Source organism: Rhodococcus sp. NPDC057297 (assembly GCF_042667435.1).
Lineage (GTDB): Bacteria > Actinomycetota > Actinomycetes > Mycobacteriales > Mycobacteriaceae > Rhodococcoides.
Genome location: NZ_JBHUZE010000005.1, coordinates 230956 through 248903 on the forward strand (window position 1 = coordinate 230956; position 17948 = coordinate 248903).

The window sequence follows — 17948 nt, forward strand, 5'->3', positions numbered from 1 at the left end:
GACAATCTGCAAATCCTGAACCACGATAGCTCGCATGACAGCTCCAGCTCGCACTCACCTCAGCCCCGCACTCAAGCAGGCCACACCGGTTGTCGTCGACTACGCGTCGGGCAGCTGGATCTACGGAACCGACGGAAACAAGTACCTGGATTTCACCACCGGAATCGGCGTCACCAGCACCGGACACTGCCACCCGAAGGTCGTCGAGGCCGCGCGCGAACAGGTCGGCAAGATCATTCACGCGCAGTACACGACCGTCATGCACAAGCCGCTCCTGGAACTGACCGAGAAACTGGGTGACGTACTCCCCGCCGGACTGAACAGCGTCTTCTACGCCAACTCCGGCTCCGAAGCCGTCGAGGCATCGATCCGCCTCGCCCGGATGGCCACCGGGCGCCCCAACATCATCGCGTTCCACGGAGGATTCCACGGCCGCACGGTCGCGGCGGCGTCGCTGACGACGGCGGGCACGAAATTCCGCTCGGGCTTCTCGCCCATCATGGGAGGCGTTCACATCGCCCCGTTCCCCTACGCATTCCGCTACGGCTGGGACACCGAGACGTCCGTGGCGTTCGCTCTGAAAGAGCTCGACTACCTTCTGGCGACCGTGTCCAGCCCCGCGGACACTGCTGCATTCATCATCGAACCTGTGCTCGGCGACGGTGGCTATCTGCCGACACCGCCCGCGTTCCTCGAAGGACTGCGCGAGCGCGCGGATCGACACGACATCGTCCTCATCTTCGACGAAGTTCAGGCGGGTGTCGGACGCACCGGCAAGTTCTGGGGCCACGAGCACTCCGCTGCGCGCCCCGATATCGTCATCACCGCGAAGGGACTCGCTTCGGGATTCCCGATCTCGGCAATCGCTGCGTCCGAAGAACTCATGTCCAAGGCATGGCCGGGTTCGCAGGGAGGAACTTACGGCGGCAACGCCGTTGCCGCCGCCGCCGCCGTGGCCACACTCGACGTCGTGCGCGACGAGGGCCTCGTCGACAACGCTGCCGAACAGGGTGCGGTACTTCTCGAGGGACTGAACGACCTGAAGGGGCAGTATTCGGCCATCGGTGATGCTCGCGGCCTCGGTCTGATGCAAGCACTCGAATTCGTCGACGAGAACGGAGAACCCGACGCCGCGGCTGCGACGCGCGTGCAGCAGACGGCCATCTCCGAAGGTCTCCTGCTGCTCACCTGTGGCGGGTTCGGAAATGTCGTTCGGATCATTCCCGCGCTCGTGGTCACCGACGACGAGGTCGCGGAAGGGCTCGACGCAATCGCCAGAACCCTGAAGCGAGCACTGTGAGCGTTCTCGATGCCTCGTCCGTCCTCGGCGTCCTGCGGAGGACGGACATCGAGGTGGACGACTCACCTCGGCGGCGTGCCGAGTACTCCTACGACGCCTCGAACTACCGTGTCCCGCCCATCGCTGTCGTGTTTCCCAAGAGCGCGGACGAGGTCCGGATCGTGGTCCGAGCATGTACGAGTGCCGGCGTACCCATAGTCAGCCGTGGCGGCGGCACGTCCATGGCCGGCAATGCGATCGGTGCTGGGGTCGTTCTCGACTTCTCTCGCCACATGACTCGAGTCGTGTCGATCGACCAGCCAGGGAAGTCTGCTGTCGTCGAACCGGGAATCGTCATCTCCGAACTCGCCGCCGCGGTGTCGGCGGAGACGGCAGGGGCGCTGACGTACGCACCCGATCCGTCGAGCAAGTTCCGGGCCACCGTCGGCGGCGCGGTGGGCAACGACGCCTGCGGCAACCACTCGGTGCGTTACGGACGTACAGCAGACCACACGATCGCCCTCGATGTCGTCACCGTGGACGGTCACCTCGTGCGTGCCACACGGGACGGACTCACCGCGGTGGACCCGTTCGACTCCGAGTCGATCGAGGCAGCTGCGCGGATCACCGAGGACTTGACGTCGCTCGTCTCCGATCACATGGCGGACTTCCGTCTCGAGCTCGGGCTCATCCCTCGCCAGGTTTCGGGGTTTCACCTGTCGACCTTGTTGCCCGAGAACGGGTTCGACGTGGCACGTGCGCTCGTGGGAAGCGAGGGTACCTGCGCGATCGTCGTCGCCGTGACGGTTTCCCTCGTGGAGATACCTCCCGCGGCGCTGTTGCTCAGCCTCGGATACGAGGACGTCGTCGAGGCCGCCGAGGACGTCATGACAATTCTCGAATTCTCTCCCGCTGCAATCGAAGGCATCGACGAGAAGATCGTCGACACCATGCGGTTGCGTCGCGGCGCAGACTCGGTGCGCGGCCTCCCGTCGGGAAACGCCTGGTTGTACGTCGACCTCGACGGCGAGGACCCCATCGAAGTCGAGGACAAGGCCGAGCGTCTCCTCGAGAGGCTCCGGCAACTGGGACGGTTGAAGGACGGTCGTGTCGTTGCCGATCCGTCCGAGCGGAAGTCGTTGTGGCGAGTGCGTGAGGACGGCGCCGGACTGTCGGCACGCATGTCCGACGGCAAGAGCGGTATCACCGAATCCTGGCCTGGTTGGGAAGATTCGGCGGTAGCGCCGGAGAATCTGGCCGCGTACCTCGCGGACTTTCGCGACCTGCTGGCGCGCCACGGCTTGACCGGCGTGATGTACGGGCATTTCGGTGCGGGATGTATGCACGTGCGCATCACGTTCGACCAGCGGACCGATGGGGGCCGCGCGACAATGAACGCGTTCCTGCGGGATGCAGCAACACTGGTGGTCCGGCACGGCGGCTCACTGTCCGGCGAACACGGCGACGGACGCGCGCGCTCGGAGCTGCTACCGGTGATGTACTCGGCCACGATGTTGGGCGCATTCGCGCGTTTCAAGCGTATCTGGGATCCGGGGGGACTACTCAACCCGGGCAGTATCACCGACCCGGCACCGATGATGAAAGACCTTGCACTGGCTGATATTCCGAATCGGGAGTGGAAGACGACGTTCGATCTGCACCAGATCGGATCGGGCCCGGACGTCAGCGCGCGCCCGGATCTCGATCCGTTCGTGCACGCCACACAATCCTGTGTCGGAGTCGGCCGCTGTCGATCGAGCAGCGGCGGAGTGATGTGCCCCAGTTTCCGGGCGACCGGTGACGAGAAGGATTCCACCCGCGGGCGGGCACGAGTGCTGCAGGAGATGGTGCGCAGCTCGAGGACCGTCGCCGACGGATGGGCATCCGCCGATGTCAAGGAATCCCTCGATCTGTGCCTGTCCTGCAAGGCGTGCTCCTCCGACTGCCCGGTCGGTGTGGACATGGCGACCTACAAGGCGGAGTTCCTCGACCATCACTACGCTGGTCGGGTGCGTCCGTTGGCGCACTATTCCCTGGGATGGCTTCCGCGGTGGCTGAAGCTGACGTCGCGCATCGCTCCGGCGCTCAATGCCGTGCTGACACCGAGAATCGGTGTCCTGGCTGCGAAACTCGGAGGACTGACGACCGAGCGTGCGCTTCCTCGATTCGCATCACGTGCAGAACTGAAGGCGCAGACCGCCGGCTCGGTTCAGGGCGGTGACGTCGTGCTGTTCGTCGACTCGTTCACCAGAGGGTTTCGACCGGAGATCGTCGGCGCTGCGGTTCGGGTCCTCGCCGACGGCGGCCGAACAGCCGAGTGCCGCAGCGACGTCTGCTGCGGGCTCACCTGGATCTCCACCGGGCAGCTTGCGACGGCCAGGAAGCACCTCGCTCGGACGGCGGACGCGCTCGACGACGGGACCGACCGTCCCATCGTCGTCACAGAACCGAGTTGTGCGGCGGCACTGAAGAAGGACCTGCCGGAACTGGTGAACACCGACGCAGCCCGACGCGTCGCAGCACGCGTACGGAGCTTCGCGGGTGCCGTGATCGACCAAGCGGCGGGCGGATGGACACCATCGGGGCCGGTCCCTGACGCCGTGACCGTCCAGACGCACTGCCACGAATATGCTGTTTTCGGTGAAGCCACTCAGCGGAAGGCACTGGCCGCAGCGGGCATCGAGTCGGTCGACGAAGCAACTGGATGCTGCGGTGTGGCAGGAAATTTCGGCTTCGAACCGAATCATTACGAGATGAGCATGAAGGTCTCCGAGCAGGCCCTCGCGCCGGCCGTGCGTCGGGCCGGGAATCGCCCGATCCTGACCGACGGCTTCAGTTGCCATATGCAGGTCCGCCAGCTCACCGACAACCACAGCGCCGGAGCCTCGACGCATCTTGCACACATTCTGGATCCAGGTACCACCAGGAGGGACGTATGACCACATCACTGACCCGACCCGAGATCGGTTCACCGACACAGGTGTTCATCGGCGGCAGCTGGCAGGACGCACACGGGGGAAAGACCTTCGACGTGGTCGATCCCGCGACCGGGGAGACCATCGCCACCGTGGCCGACGGGGCCGTCGCGGACGCGGAGGCGGCCATGACAGCCGCGGCGAAAGCCCAGAAGTCGTGGGCCCAGACGGCTCCCCGCGAACGCAGCATCATCCTCCGTCGCGCGTTCGAGTTGGTTATCGAGCGCACCGAGGAATTGGCCGCGATCATCACTGCGGAGATGGGCAAGCCGCTGGCCGATGCACGTGGTGAGGTTGCGTACGGGGCCGAATTCTTTCGGTGGTTCTCCGAGGAAGCAGTACGGATCTCGGGTGATCACACCCTGACCGGCGACGGCAAGAATCGCATCATCGTCACCCGCGAACCCGTTGGACCGTGCATCCTGGTCACCCCGTGGAACTTCCCGCTCGCCATGGGTACGCGAAAGATCGGCCCTGCACTGGCCGCTGGGTGCACTGTGGTGTTCAAACCGGCCGAGCAGACGCCGTTGACCGCGCTGGCGCTCGCGGCGATTCTCGCCGAGGCGGGGGTACCGGACGGAGTCGTGAACGTCGTTCCGACGACCGACGCTGCGGGTGTCGTCGGATCGTGGATGGCAAGCGGCGAGGCGCGCAAGATCAGTTTCACCGGATCGACCGAGGTGGGGAAAATCCTTCTCGCGCAAGCCGCACCGACGGTGATGCGTACGTCGATGGAACTCGGTGGCAACGCACCTTTCGTCGTCGCCGAGGGCGCCGACGTCGACCGGGCCGTGGACGGGGCGATGGTGGCGAAAATGCGCAACATGGGTGAGGCATGCACCGCGGCGAACCGGTTCTTCGTACATCGTTCCGTAGCAGCAGAGTTCGCCGAGAAGCTCGGTGCGCGAATGGACGCACTGGAGGTGGGCCCAGGTGCCAGAGCCGGTGTCGAGGTCGGGCCGTTGATCGACGAGGCGGGCCGCGCCAAGGTGCAGCGTCTGGTCGACGACGCCCTGGGACGCGGCGCGCGCGCCGTCGTCGGCGGTGCGCAGGACGACGGACCTGGCTACTTCTATCCGCCTACCGTGCTCGATTCGGTGGATCCCACGTCGGATCTGATGTCGACCGAGATCTTCGGCCCGGTGGCCGCTGTCGTTCCGTACGACACCGAGGACGAGGTGATCGCGTTGGCCAACGACACCGAATGGGGACTCGTCGGATACGTCTTCACGCAGGACATCGATCGAGCGCTCCGGATGGGGGAGCGGTTGGAAGTAGGAATGGTCGGGTTGAACACCGGGCTGGTGTCCAACCCGGCGGCGCCGTTCGGCGGAGTCAAGCAATCGGGGTTGGGCCGCGAGGGCGGCAGGGTCGGCATCGACGAGTTCCTCGAGTACAAGTATTTTGCTATCCCAAGGTCCTAGCAGGAGGAGAGACCAGTGCCAGGATCAAGAAGACTGACGCCCATCAACGCGCGCAACACGTCGATGGTGATCGCCGATCAGATCCGTGACCGCATCATCGACGGTTCCTATGCCCCCGGTGAGCAGATCAACGAGGCGAACGTCGCCGCCGAACTCGAAATATCGCGAGGCCCGGTGCGGGAAGCGCTACAGCGGCTCAACCAAGAAGGTCTGCTGGTCAGCTACCGCAATCGCGGAGTGTTCGTCGTGGAACTCAGCAGCGACGATGTCGCGGAGATCTACGAGGCTCGTGCAGCGATCGAAGTGGGCGCCGCGTGGACCCTCGTGCACGGGGAGGAATCGACGTTGAAGGTGACGGCTGCTCGATTGTCGGCGATCGTGGATCAGATGCAGCCGTTCATCGATCGCGCGGACTGGCTCGGGCTTGCCGAGCGGGACCTGGCGTTCCACACTGCGCTCGTGTCCGCGACGTCCAACAGTCGCATGTCGCGGATGTACGCGACGTTGGCCGCGGAAGCGCGCATCTGCATGGCCAACCTCGAAACCGCGTACTACCGACCGGAAGCATTGGTCGAAGAACATCAGTTGTTGGTGAACCTGCTGGTCGGGGGAGACTGGTCTGCACTCGAAGCCGGCGTGCACGAGCACATGGACACCGCGATCCACGATCTCACGCGTGCGATGGCCGACGAGGCAACGGGAATCGCCCAGTAGCTGGTCAGGGTACGTGCGCGCGGGCGGGTCGGTAGCGTGTCGCCCGCGCGCACAAGTCGAAACGAAGAAGTAACACGGATTCTCTTGCGGCGGAGTGGACCTGGCACTTAGCCTGATTGTCAACAATCTGCAAACTGCAGACCGGTTGATCGGAACACCCGAAACGCCTCGAAAGGGGGTACCAGTGAACGAATACTTCGCGGCAGAGGTCACCAGTGCAGTCGGACCGAACCACTCGGAAGGCCTGGCCGAATACGTGGATCTGCCCAACAGCACTCCCATCACGTTCACCGACGACGAGTACTCCGCCCGCCTTGCAGCGGTACGGGCATCGATGGCGTCACAGAACCTCACGGCGCTCATCGTCACGGATCCATCCAACCTCTATTACCTGCTGGGCTACAACGCTTTGTCGTTCTACACCCCCCAGATGCTCTATGTGCCGTTGGACGGCGACCTGTACTTCTTCGCCAGAGAAATGGATGCCAACGGAGCATTTCGGACCTCGTGGCTGCCGCAGGAGCAGACATTCGGTTATCCCGAGACCTTCGTGCAGCGCAAGGACACCCACCCGTTCGTCTGGGTCGCACAGCGACTCCGCGAACTCGGTGTGGTGAACAATTTCTCGCACGGCCAAGTCGGTCTGGAGATGGACTCGTACTACTTCAGCCCCAAGGCATTCGAAGCCCTGGTCAAATCCCTTCCAGAATATCGATTCACCGATTCCTACGAACTCGTCAACTGGGTGCGCGTGGTCAAATCACCCGCCGAGATCGACCTCATGCGCGGCGCCGCCGAAGTCTGCGAATCCGCGATGTCGGCAGCCTACGATGCCGTCGTCGTCGGCGGACGCCAGTGCGACGCAGCCGCGGCCATCATGAACGCCCAGGTACGGGGAACGGACGATTTCGGCGGAGACCACCCGGCGATAGTCCCGATGCTGCCCACCGGCGCCGGCGCGGACACACCGCATCTCACGTGGTCCGACCAGCGGTTCATCGCAGGCGAGACCACCGTCGTCGAACTCGCGGGCGTCTTCCGCCGGTACCACGTACCGATGGCGCGCACCATCGTCCTCGGAACCCCCAGCAAGCGACTCGACTACCTCGCCCAATCGACAGGAGAAGCACTCGACGGAGTCCTGGCCGAGGTTCGACCAGGAATGACAACGACCGAACTCGCGCAGATATGGAACGTCGGCCTCGCCAAACACGGCCTGCACAAACCGTCTCGCATCGGATACTCGATAGGCATCGCCTACGCACCGGACTGGGGTGAACGAACCGTCAGCATCCGGACCGACGACGACACCGTCCTGGCCGAGAACATGACCTTCCACATCATCGGCGGAATGTGGATGGACGACTACGGATACGAAGTCTCCGAAGCCGTCCGAGTCACCGACAGCGGAGTGGAAACCTTCACCTCGTACCCGCGCCGCCTACTGACGAAGGAGTGAACATGCACGCCACCTCGCTCAACCACCCCGCAGGCTCCGCTCCCGCTTCTCCGGGTCATTCCGCAGGCTCCACTCCCGCCCACCAGGGTCATTCCGCAGGCTCCACTCCCGCCATCCCGTGGGCGCTTCGGACCGACAAACTCGTCGGTTCGGTCATCGACTCCTCCACGTCGCTCCTCGCCGCACAGAAGCACGACATCGTTCGATTCGCAATGGGTTCGCCTGCTGCGGAGACGGTTCCAGCGGCGGCGTTCTCGGAGATCGCGGCGCAGGTGATGACGACGGACGCCATGGATTACGCCGCCACCGAAGGCGATCCCGGCCTGCTGGACGCACTCCTGGAGTACCTCGACTCGGTGGGCGAACCATCGTCGGCGGACCGAATCGTGATCACCTCGGGTGGGATGCAGGGGCTCGATCTCGCCTGCAAACTGTTCGTGGATCCAGGTGATCTGGTGATCGTCGAAAGCCCCACCTACACCAACGGAACCGCGACGGTGCTGAGCTACGGCGGCGAAGTACTCGAAGCGCCGATGGATTCCGACGGACTGATCGTCGAAGCGTTGCCGGACCTGGTCGCCCGAGCAGGGCGCCTTCCCAAGATGATCTACGTCATTCCGAACTTTCAGAACCCGTCCGGCACGACGATGTCGCTGGCCCGGCGCACACTGCTGATCGAACTCGCACATCAGTGGGGATCGGTGATCCTCGACGACGATCCGTACGGGCTGCTCCGATTCGAAGGTGAGAACATACCGAGTTTCGCAGCGCTCAGCCCCTCGGATCCGCTGGTCTTCTCCGTGCGAACGTTCTCCAAGATGATCGCACCCGGTCTGCGCGTCGGATGGGTCGACGCCGCCCCCGAGGCCAGGCAGTTGCTGATCAACGCCAAGCAGGCAATGGACACCTGCACCAACCTGCCCAACCAACGAATGATCGCGGAGTTCATCCGCAGGGGTCAACTGACCGAACACCTTCGTTCGCTCGCCGCCGTATACCGGCCACGGAAAATCGCGATGCAACGGAGCCTGGAGAAGTACTTCGGCGACACGATCGAGACCACCGATCCCGAAGGCGGGTTCTTTCTCTGGGCCACGCTGCGCGGGAGGGCATCCGCTGTGTCCACTCAGGATCTGTTCGAGGTGGCTCTGGCAGAAGGGGTCGCCTACATACCCGGACCTGCACTGTCCGTCGGTGGCAAGTTCCACGACTCGCTGAGGTTGTGCTTCGCGTCCTCGACGCCCGAGCGAATCGACGAAGGTGTGAAAAGGCTTGCCGCAGCAGTGGACCGCGCGGTGGACACGATGTCCAGCGATCCCACTCGATGATCACGGGGGAAGTTGCCGATTTCGAAGAGGCGCTGCTCGGATGTATCGATTCCGATGAGATCGTTTCTCTTGCATCGGTATTGATCGACGCAGGTGGCGAGAACCCAGGTGGTACCGAAGGCGACGTTGCGAACGTGCTTGCCGCACGGTGCCGTGATCTGGGCTTCCGAGTGGAGGTGGTGGACGTAGCACCGGGTCGACCGAATGTGATTGTCTCGGTGGGGGGATCGACGGATCCGGGTGTTCTCTTCGTCGGGCACTCCGACGTCGTTCCCGCCGGGGGTGGATGGTCGACGGATCCGTTTCGTGCGACGACACGTGACGGCCGACTGTACGGACGTGGCGCGTGCGACATGAAGGGCGGTCTGGCCGCGGTGGTGATCGCGATGGCCGCGATCGAGCGCGCTGCAGGCGAACTCACCGCGCCTGTCTCGCTTGCCTGTCTCGTGGACGAGGAAGACACCGGTCTCGGAATCAGAGCGTTCGTGCAGAGTGGCACCACTGCGGGCGGGCCAGCGCCCAGGTACTCGCACTGCATCGTCGCTGAACCGACGGACCTGGTGACGATCACCGCGTGCCGGGGTGCTGCGAATCTGGAGATCGTGGTGACGGGCAGGTCCGCGCACGCAGGTAGACCGAGCAACGGCCGCAGCGCGATCAAGGCTGCGGCGAAGATCGTCGGACTCGTCGAGGAATCCGCACACGAGATGCGACAGAACCCACACCCCGTTCTCGGTCCCGCAACCTGGAACGTCGGCACCATCGTCGGTGGTACCGGAACCTCGATGGTTGCCGATCGGTGCGTCCTCACCGTCGATCGGCGGCTTCTGCCCGGCGAAGACGCACACGAGATTGCCCGCGAGCTGAGTCTCTCGATCGACGGCGCCGGAATCACCGGTGACGGCGTCGAAGTGTCCGTTGGCGTTTCGATGGAGATGCCGGGCTTTCTGACCAGCGAAAACAGTGACACAGCGGCCGCGGCGGTTGCTGCGGTGACCGACGCGGTCGGTTATCGCGGGACAGACGTGTGGACCGCATCCTGCGACGGAGGTTTCGTCGCCCGAGATCTGGGTACGCCCGTCGTCGTGCTGGGACCGGGTGAGATCGAAACACAGGCTCATCAACCCGATGAATCGGTGTCGGTCCAGCAATTGTGTGACAGCGCAAGGGCGTACGCACTATTGGCGTCCAGAATCGTTGCGCTACCTGCAGTTATGTCCAGGACGAAGGGGTAGCGCGAAAACACGAACATCAGCTTCCGTAGTGTGAAACGCTGCGAAGTACCAACCCGACGCTCCACGTTTGTACACAAAGCGAGAGGTATTCCGGCCGTGACACAGTCGTCCAGCAGTGGGTCCGACAGTAGTAACTCGAAAGCAGGGGGAAACGGAAGTCCTACGGGCTATCCGCCCGACACCTCCGAATTGAACCCGGAGGAGACCAAAATTCTTCACCGTGCCATCGGGGGATCGGCACTCGGTAACGCCGTCGAATGGTTCGACTACGCAGTGTACGGCTACCTGGCGGTGTACATCGCTGCAAACTTCTTCCCGTCGGAGGACGGGGGAGCGAGCCTGCTGTCCACCTTCGCGGTGCTCGCGGCATCCTTCATCATCAGGCCTATCGGTGGGATCGTGCTCGGCCCGCTAGGAGACCGCATCGGCAGGCAGAAGGTCCTGGTCCTGACGGTGACCATGATGTCGATCGCCACGGCGGCCATCGGCATTCTGCCCACATTCGACACGATCGGCATTCTCGCCCCGATCCTGCTGCTCGTCTGCCGACTCGTGCAGGGCTTCTCCACCGGTGGAGAGTACGGAGGCGCGGCAGTCTTCATGGCCGAGTACGCACCGGACCGGCGCCGCGGATTCTTCGGGTCGTTCCTCGAATTCGGCACCCTGGCAGGCACTGTCGCCGGCGCTACTCTCTGTACGCTGCTCAACCTCGGGCTCGGCGACGACACCATGGAGGCATGGGGTTGGCGTATTCCGTTCCTGCTGACCTTGCCGCTGGGAATCGTAGCCCTGTGGCTCCGGACGCGGCTCGAGGATTCTCCGGTGTTCTCCGAAGCGAAGGCCGACGGCGAAACGGTCTCCGAGGGTGCGTCCGGTGGCGGTGCGATTGCGTCGTTGAAGACGACGATGACCTACTGGCAGCGAATTCTCATCCTGATGGGATTCGTCTTGCTGCTCAACATCGCGTACTACACCGTGCTGACGTTCCTGCCGTCCTACCTCAGCGACACACTGGGCCACAGCACGACTCAGTCCAACTTCACCTTGGTGATCATCATGTTGATCATGATGGCCATCATCAACCCGATCGGCTCGCTGTCCGACCGAATCGGCCGTAAACCGCTGTTGCTGGCCGCCTGCGTCGGTTACTTCGTGTTCAGCGTTCCGCTGTTTCTGCTCATCATCAACACCGGTCTCGTCGGCCAGTCCATCGGACTGCTCGGACTCGGCATCCTATTGGTGATCATGTGCTCGTGCGTGTCCTCGACGCTGCCGGCGCTGTTCCCGACGCAGGTGCGATACGGCGCGTTCGCCATCGGCTACAACGTCTCGACGTCTCTGTTCGGCGGTACTGCGCCCCTCATCCTGACGTTCCTGATCGACAAGACCGGATCGAACTTGATCCCCGGCTGGTACATGATGCTCGCCGCGGCAATTGCGTTCGTGCCGATCATGCTGATGCCGGAAACGGCCGGTCGTTCACTGCGGGGCAGTCAGTGCCCGGGTGACAACGACGACGAGGTCGCGGCATCCGGTGTGGAACTCGTGGGGTACAAGAAGTAGTGGCGGACAAGCCCGTTGTCGTCGTACTCCATGCCGACGATCTTCCCGTCGGCATGGAGACGGTGTCCGCGGTGGCGGAGGTTCGTTACGCCACTGCCGACACTCTCGCGGATGCCGTCCCCGGGGCGGACGTGCTGCTGCTGTGGGACTTCTTCTCGTCTGCGGTAGAGCAGGTGTGGAGCAGGTGCGACTCGCTGAAATGGATTCACATCGCAGCCGCCGGAGTCGATTCGCTCATGTTCGCCGATCTCGCCGATTCCGATGTGGTGGTGACGAATTCACGGGGTGTCTTCGACCGGCCGATTGCCGAGTACGTACTCGGACAGATCCTCGCCTTCGCGAAAGACACAGCAGCGTCCGCTGCGCTCCAGCAGCGAAAGGAATGGAAGCACAGGGAAACCGAGCGTATCGACGACGCCCACGCGATGGTCGTCGGTACGGGTGCAATCGGTCGCGAAATCGGTCGCTTACTACAGGCGGTCGGTATGCGCGTGTCGGGTGTGGGTCGCACGGCGCGATCCGGAGACGCGGACTTCGGTGTGGTGCATGCCAGTGCAGACCTGGTCCAGGTCGTGCCCGACGTGGACTACCTCGTGCTCGTCGCTCCGCTGACCGAGGCGACGAGAGGTGTGGTGAGCGCTGACGTGTTGGCCGCCACCAAACCCGGTGTGCGAGTGATCAATGTCGGCAGGGGTGAGCTGCTCGACGCCGACGCGTTGCTTGCGCAGATGCAGTCGGGTCACGTGGCCGGGGCGGCATTGGACGTGTTCGAGACAGAGCCGCTGCCGGCTGACAGCCCGATCTGGACCACCGAGAATCTGGTGGTCACTCCGCACATGAGTGGCGATGCTCGCGGATGGCGTGGGAAATTGTCCGCGTTGTTCGTCGCCAACTTCACGAAATATGCCCGTTCCGAAGACCTCGTCAACGTGGTGGACAAGAAACTGGGCTTCGTAGGCTGAGGCATCGATCCCTCGGGCCGGTGACAACATCGTGGGCACCCCGGCGGAGTCGGACTCGCCTCTCGTTTCCGGGGTACCCACGATGCACTGAATCGGTTCGGCGTCTTCGTCGTTCAGCCGTGCCGGTCAGCTTCGCGCGTACTGATTCGGCACCGACGGCGTGATGTCTGCACCCAGTTCGCGGGCGGCGCGGCGAGGCCAGTACGGGTCGCGTAGAAGCTCTCGGCCCAGCAACACCGCAGTCGCTTCGCCGGTGGCCACGATGTCCTCGGCCTGCTTGGGCTCGGTGATGAGCCCCACCGCCGCAGCCGGGATGGTGGTCTCGTTCTGGACCCTCTTCGCGAACGGCACTTGATACCCGGGACCGACAGGGATGTGGGCCCGCGCGTTTCCGCCGCTCGACACGTCGATCAGGTCGACGCCGTGATCCTGCAGCAACTGCACGAGTGCGACTGTCTGATCCGCAGTCCAACTCGGAGCTTCCAGCCCCGAGGTGTCGTCGAGCCAGTCCGTTGCGGACACTCGGACGAACAGGGGCAGGTCGGCCGGCCACACCGCGCGCACAGCGTCGACGACCTCGAGAAGCAGACGTGTGCGTCCGGCGAAGTCGCCGCCGTAGTCGTCCGTGCGCTTGTTGCTCGCTGCCGACAGGAACTGATGGATCAGGTAACCGTGCGCTGCGTGAATCTCGACAACTCTGAATCCAGCGCGAAGGCTCCGCTCGGCGGCGGCAGCGAAATCTGCGACGATGCCGGCGATGTCCTCGGTGGTCGCTGCGACGGGCGTCGAGTAGTCGCCGAACGCAAGTGCGCTCGGCGCAACCGTGGTCCAACCGTGCGGCTCGCCGGCGGGGATCGACTCGCCACCCGCCCACGGCTCCGTCGTCGACGCTTTACGGCCGGCGTGCGCCAGTTGGATGCCGGCTACCGATCCGAAGGAGTGGATCTGCGAGACGATGTCCGCGAATGCGTCGGCCTGGCGGTCGTTCCAGATCCCGAGATCCGCCGGGCTGATACGACCTTCCGGGCTGACGGCGGAAGCTTCGGTGATGACCAGCCCGACGCCGCCGATGGCGCGGCTGACCAGGTGGGTCCGGTGCCAGTCGTGGGGCGCTCCGACATCGTCGCCCTCCTTGGCGGCGGAGTACTGACACATCGGCGCCATCCACACACGGTTCGGGAACGTGACGCCCCGCAGTGTCAGGGGCTCGAACAAGGCGCTCAAGATTTCTCCTTCGTCGTTCTCGAGACGGGCTGCCGGTCGAAGTGCAGACCCTCGAAGCGTGGCAACCGACGCGGCAGCGTCGTCATTCCCGACTCGGCTGCGCCGACTCACCGACTGCAGGAACGTCGGTGTCGGACGGTTAGTGTGTAGTGCATGACTGCAGCACCCGCCCACGAAGAGGTGGACGAGCGTGAACTCGTTCATGCCGCGGCCGAGCGAGCGAGGGTCGCCTCGCGCGCCCTGGCGCTCCTGACCACCGCCGAGAAGGATGCTGCGCTGCACGCAGCTGCAGATGGTGTGCTTGCCGCAGCTCCACAGGTCATCGACGCCAACACTGCGGATGTCGACGCTGCGCGAGCCGCAGGCACGGACGAGGGTCTTCTCGACCGCCTGCGGTTGACCGAAGCTCGGATCGACGGAATCGCCGCAGGTCTGCGCCAGGTCGCCGGACTGCCGGACCCGGTCGGGGAGGTCATTCGAGGGTCGACGTTGCCGAACGGCCTGGAAATCCGCCAGCAACGCGTTCCTCTCGGCGTGGTGGGGATGGTCTACGAGGCGCGTCCCAACGTGACGGTCGATGCTTTCGGTCTCGCGTTCAAGTCCGGCAACGCTGCACTGCTGCGAGGATCGTCCTCCGCGGCGCGTTCCAACGCCGCCCTCGTCGAAGCCATCCAGGGCTCACTCGCAGCCGGCGGGTTACCCATCGACGCCGTCCAACTTCTGCGTAGCTTCGACCGCTCGACGGTCACGCACCTGATCCAAGCCCGCGGACTCGTCGACGTCGTCATCCCGCGCGGTGGAGCCGGGCTGATCTCGGCAGTCGTTCGTGATGCAACGGTGCCCACCATCGAGACCGGTGTCGGCAACTGCCATATCTACGTGCATTCGGCTGCGGATCTCGACACCGCGGAGAAGATCGTTCTCAATTCCAAGACCCGACGCGTGAGTGTGTGCAACGCGGCGGAAACCATTCTGGTGGACGGTTCGATCGCGGACGTCGCGGTTCCGCGGTTGCTGCAGGCATTTCAGACTCACAGTGTCGTCGTGCACGGCGACCTACCCGGATTGGTGCCCGCGACGGAGAAGGACTGGTCGGAGGAGTACTTGTCTCTCGACGTCGCGCTGAAGGTCGTCGACGGTATCGACGCAGCGATCTCGCACATCGACACCTACGGCACCGGGCACACCGAGGCCATCGTCACCGCCGACCTCGGCGCCGCTCGGGAATTCACGACGCGAGTCGACGCTGCCGCGGTCATGGTCAATGCGTCGACCGCCTTCACCGACGGAGAGCAGTTCGGCTTCGGCGCCGAGATCGGCATCTCCACCCAGAAGTTGCACGCCCGAGGCCCGATGGGTCTTCCGGAGCTCACGTCGACCAAGTGGATCGTCTGGGGCGAGGGTCACACCCGCCCGGTCTGATCGTGCCGGGTGTGACCGAGGTCCTGAAGCAGAACCCGAGAGGATTGACTGTGGATCGAGCATTACCGACGACACCGCCCCTGTTCGCGAGTGTCGACGACGTCGTGGCCAAGCTCGCCGAGACCGGGTATCTCGCGAACAAGGCCACGGCTACGTCGGTGTTCCTCGCGGACCGGCTCGGCAAGCCGCTGCTCATCGAAGGACCGGCAGGAGTGGGGAAGACCGAGCTCGCGCGAGCTGTCGCACAGACGGCCGATGCGGAACTGGTGCGACTGCAGTGTTACGAAGGCGTCGACGAGGCCCGTGCACTGTACGAGTGGAACCACGCCAAGCAGATCCTGCGCATCCAATCCAGCACCGTCGGCTCGAGCAGCTGGGACGAGACCAAGCTGGATGTGTTCTCCGAGGAATTCTTGCTGGCTCGTCCGCTGCTCCAAGCCATCCGCCGCGAGGATCCGACGGTTCTGCTGATCGACGAGACGGACAAGGCCGATGTCGAGATCGAGGGTCTGCTTCTCGAGGTGCTCAGTGACTTCGCCGTCACCATCCCCGAGCTCGGCACCATCACCGCGGTGCGACGGCCGTTCACGGTCCTCACGTCCAACGCGACCCGCGAGCTGTCCGAGGCCCTGAAACGGCGTTGCCTGTTCCTGCATCTCGATTTCCCGGACGCCGACCTCGAACGCAAGATCCTCGCGAGCCGAGTCCCCGAGCTCCCCGAGGCCATCGCCGAGCAACTGGTGCGCGTCGTGCGTGTCATGCGGGCGATGCAGCTCAAGAAGTTGCCGTCGGTCGCGGAGACCATCGACTGGGGACGCACCCTTCTCGCGCTCGGGATGGACACACTCGACGACGACGCAGTCCGTGCCACGCTCGGGGTCGTGCTCAAGCACCAATCCGATCAGGACAAGGCCGCGGCCGAGCTCCGGTTGAACTGACATGCTTGCACCGCACGGTCTTCCCGGTCACCTCGTCGATTTCGTCGAGGCATTGCGGAAGCGCGGGATAGCCGTCGGACCGTCGGAGACCGTGGACGCGGGGCACGTTCTGGCGGTTCTGGATCTGCTCGATCGCGAAGCCCTCCGTGAAGGCCTTGCCTGCGCGCTGTTGCGTCGGCCCACGCATCGTGACACCTACGACGCGTTGTTCGACCTGTGGTTCCCCGCGGCCACCGGGCAACGGGACTCCGGACGAATCGACACTGCTCTTCCGCGTACCCCCGACGGGGACGTCGACTTCGTCGCACTTCGCGAACTCATCACCGACCTGCTCGTCGACGGCAGCGAGGACGCGATCGGCCTGACCGAGATGCTCGCTGCGCAGATGGTCGAGGAACTCGGCCAGTACAAATCGGCGAACGGACCGTCCTTCTCGGCATACCAGGCCCTCCGAGACGTCGCACCCGACACGTTGCTCAGCCGAATACTCGAAGGCCTACTCGGAAACGCGGAAACCGGATCGAACAGGCCAGCGGGATCGTACGAGGACGAGGTCGCCAAGCGCACAGCCGCTCAGCGAATCGCCGACCTGAAGAAAATGGTGGACAAGGAGACTCGGCGTCGCGCTGCCGAGCGCCTCGGCAAGGAACGCGTCGCGAGCTACGGCGTCCCCAAGCTCGCCGAGGAAGTCGACTTCCTCCGAGCGTCGGACACCGAGATGGTCGCCCTGAAGCGAAGCGTCGCCCCGCTGGCGCGGCTGCTGGCGAGTCGCCTCGCGGCGCGAAGGCAGCGCAGCACGCGTGGCTCGATCGATCTCCGGCGGACGCTGAGAAAATCCATGTCCACCGGTGGTGTACCGATCGACCTCGTGCAGCGAAAGCCCAGGCGTGCGCGGCCCGAGCTGGTGGTGCTGTGCGACGTTTCCGGTTCCGTCGCAGGCTTCAGTCACTTCACGTTGTTGCTCGTCCACGCGTTGCGGGAGCAGTTCTCACGGGTACGGGTGTTCGCGTTCATCGACTCGACGGACGAGGTGACTCGATTCTTCGACACCGGAAGCGACCTGGGTGCAGCCATGTCGCGGATCATGCGCGAATCCGAGCTGATCACCTACGACGGTCACTCCGATTACGGCAACGCGTTCGAGACTTTCGACGACAAGTACGCGCACACCGTCACCTCACGGACCTCGGTGTTGGTCCTGGGCGACGGCCGCACCAACTATCGGGATCCCAAACTCGGGGCTCTGGCGCGAACGGTTGCCGTTGCCAAGCACGCGTACTGGCTCAACCCCGAGCCGAAGGGGCAGTGGGGGTCCGGAGACTCCGCGGCAGGGGTGTACAGCGAGGTGATCGGCATGTACGAGTGCCGATCGGCGCAGCAACTGAGTGACATCGTCTCGCGACTCCTTCCCGTCTGAGCACGGCA

At 64.3% G+C, this 17948-nt stretch carries 13 protein-coding genes; 12 read left to right on the top strand and 1 reads right to left on the bottom strand.

Translation table 11 applies throughout. From position 1 onward, the window contains the following. Window positions 1-34: 34 nt before the first annotated feature. From ACFULT_RS17375 to ACFULT_RS17415, 9 genes are all read left to right on the top strand, one after another. On the top strand, window positions 35-1300 hold the full coding sequence (locus ACFULT_RS17375) for an aspartate aminotransferase family protein (RefSeq protein WP_037110302.1): 1266 nt from the start codon (window positions 35-37) through the stop codon (window positions 1298-1300). Next, on the top strand, window positions 1297-4218 hold the full coding sequence (locus tag ACFULT_RS17380) for an FAD-binding and (Fe-S)-binding domain-containing protein (protein ID WP_378482006.1): 2922 nt from the start codon (window positions 1297-1299) through the stop codon (window positions 4216-4218). The genes ACFULT_RS17375 and ACFULT_RS17380 overlap by 4 nt, the downstream gene beginning before the upstream one ends. Then, complete coding sequence (locus tag ACFULT_RS17385; RefSeq protein ID WP_378482007.1) at window positions 4215-5678, top strand: NAD-dependent succinate-semialdehyde dehydrogenase; 1464 nt, start codon at window positions 4215-4217, stop codon at window positions 5676-5678. Before ACFULT_RS17380 ends, ACFULT_RS17385 begins: the two co-directional genes overlap by 4 nt. A gap of 15 nt (window positions 5679-5693) precedes the next feature. Next, complete coding sequence (locus tag ACFULT_RS17390; protein ID WP_378482008.1) at window positions 5694-6392, top strand: GntR family transcriptional regulator; 699 nt, start codon at window positions 5694-5696, stop codon at window positions 6390-6392. Between the two features lie 244 nt (window positions 6393-6636). Next, window positions 6637-7851, top strand: coding sequence for a Xaa-Pro peptidase family protein (locus ACFULT_RS17395; RefSeq protein WP_170945308.1), 1215 nt, complete (start codon window positions 6637-6639; stop codon window positions 7849-7851). Continuing rightward, on the top strand, window positions 7848-9179 hold the full coding sequence (locus tag ACFULT_RS17400) for a PLP-dependent aminotransferase family protein (RefSeq protein WP_378482009.1): 1332 nt from the start codon (window positions 7848-7850) through the stop codon (window positions 9177-9179). Before ACFULT_RS17395 ends, ACFULT_RS17400 begins: the two co-directional genes overlap by 4 nt. Continuing rightward, window positions 9176-10414: a M20 family metallopeptidase gene (locus ACFULT_RS17405; RefSeq protein WP_378482010.1), complete on the top strand. Its 1239-nt coding sequence runs from the start codon at window positions 9176-9178 to the stop codon at window positions 10412-10414. The genes ACFULT_RS17400 and ACFULT_RS17405 overlap by 4 nt, the downstream gene beginning before the upstream one ends. Before the next feature lie 189 nt (window positions 10415-10603). Beyond that, complete coding sequence (locus ACFULT_RS17410) at window positions 10604-11977, top strand: MFS transporter (RefSeq protein WP_037110309.1); 1374 nt, start codon at window positions 10604-10606, stop codon at window positions 11975-11977. Continuing rightward, window positions 11977-12939 carry a D-2-hydroxyacid dehydrogenase gene (locus ACFULT_RS17415; RefSeq protein ID WP_378482011.1) on the top strand — a complete coding sequence of 321 codons (963 nt, stop codon included), beginning with the start codon at window positions 11977-11979 and terminating at the stop codon, window positions 12937-12939. Before ACFULT_RS17410 ends, ACFULT_RS17415 begins: the two co-directional genes overlap by 1 nt. A 126-nt stretch (window positions 12940-13065) precedes the next feature. Here ACFULT_RS17415 and ACFULT_RS17420 read toward each other — a convergent pair whose 3' ends face one another. Continuing rightward, entirely contained in the window at window positions 13066-14163 is a 1098-nt protein-coding gene (locus tag ACFULT_RS17420; protein ID WP_037110313.1) for an NADH:flavin oxidoreductase/NADH oxidase, read from the bottom strand. 153 nt (window positions 14164-14316) lie between these two features. On the opposite strand from ACFULT_RS17420, the gene ACFULT_RS17425 reads away from it, so the two are divergent. The 3 genes from ACFULT_RS17425 to ACFULT_RS17435 are packed head-to-tail and all read left to right on the top strand — an operon-like array spanning window position 14317 to window position 17940. Further along, window positions 14317-15585, top strand: coding sequence for a glutamate-5-semialdehyde dehydrogenase (locus tag ACFULT_RS17425; RefSeq protein WP_037110314.1), 1269 nt, complete (start codon window positions 14317-14319; stop codon window positions 15583-15585). A gap of 50 nt (window positions 15586-15635) precedes the next feature. Next, the gene (locus ACFULT_RS17430; protein ID WP_037110362.1) at window positions 15636-16523 is read left to right on the top strand and encodes a MoxR family ATPase; all 888 of its coding nucleotides are present in this window, start codon (window positions 15636-15638) and stop codon (window positions 16521-16523) included. A gap of 1 nt (window position 16524) precedes the next feature. Next, window positions 16525-17940 carry a VWA domain-containing protein gene (locus tag ACFULT_RS17435; protein WP_037110316.1) on the top strand — a complete coding sequence of 472 codons (1416 nt, stop codon included), beginning with the start codon at window positions 16525-16527 and terminating at the stop codon, window positions 17938-17940. Window positions 17941-17948: the final 8 nt, after the last annotated feature.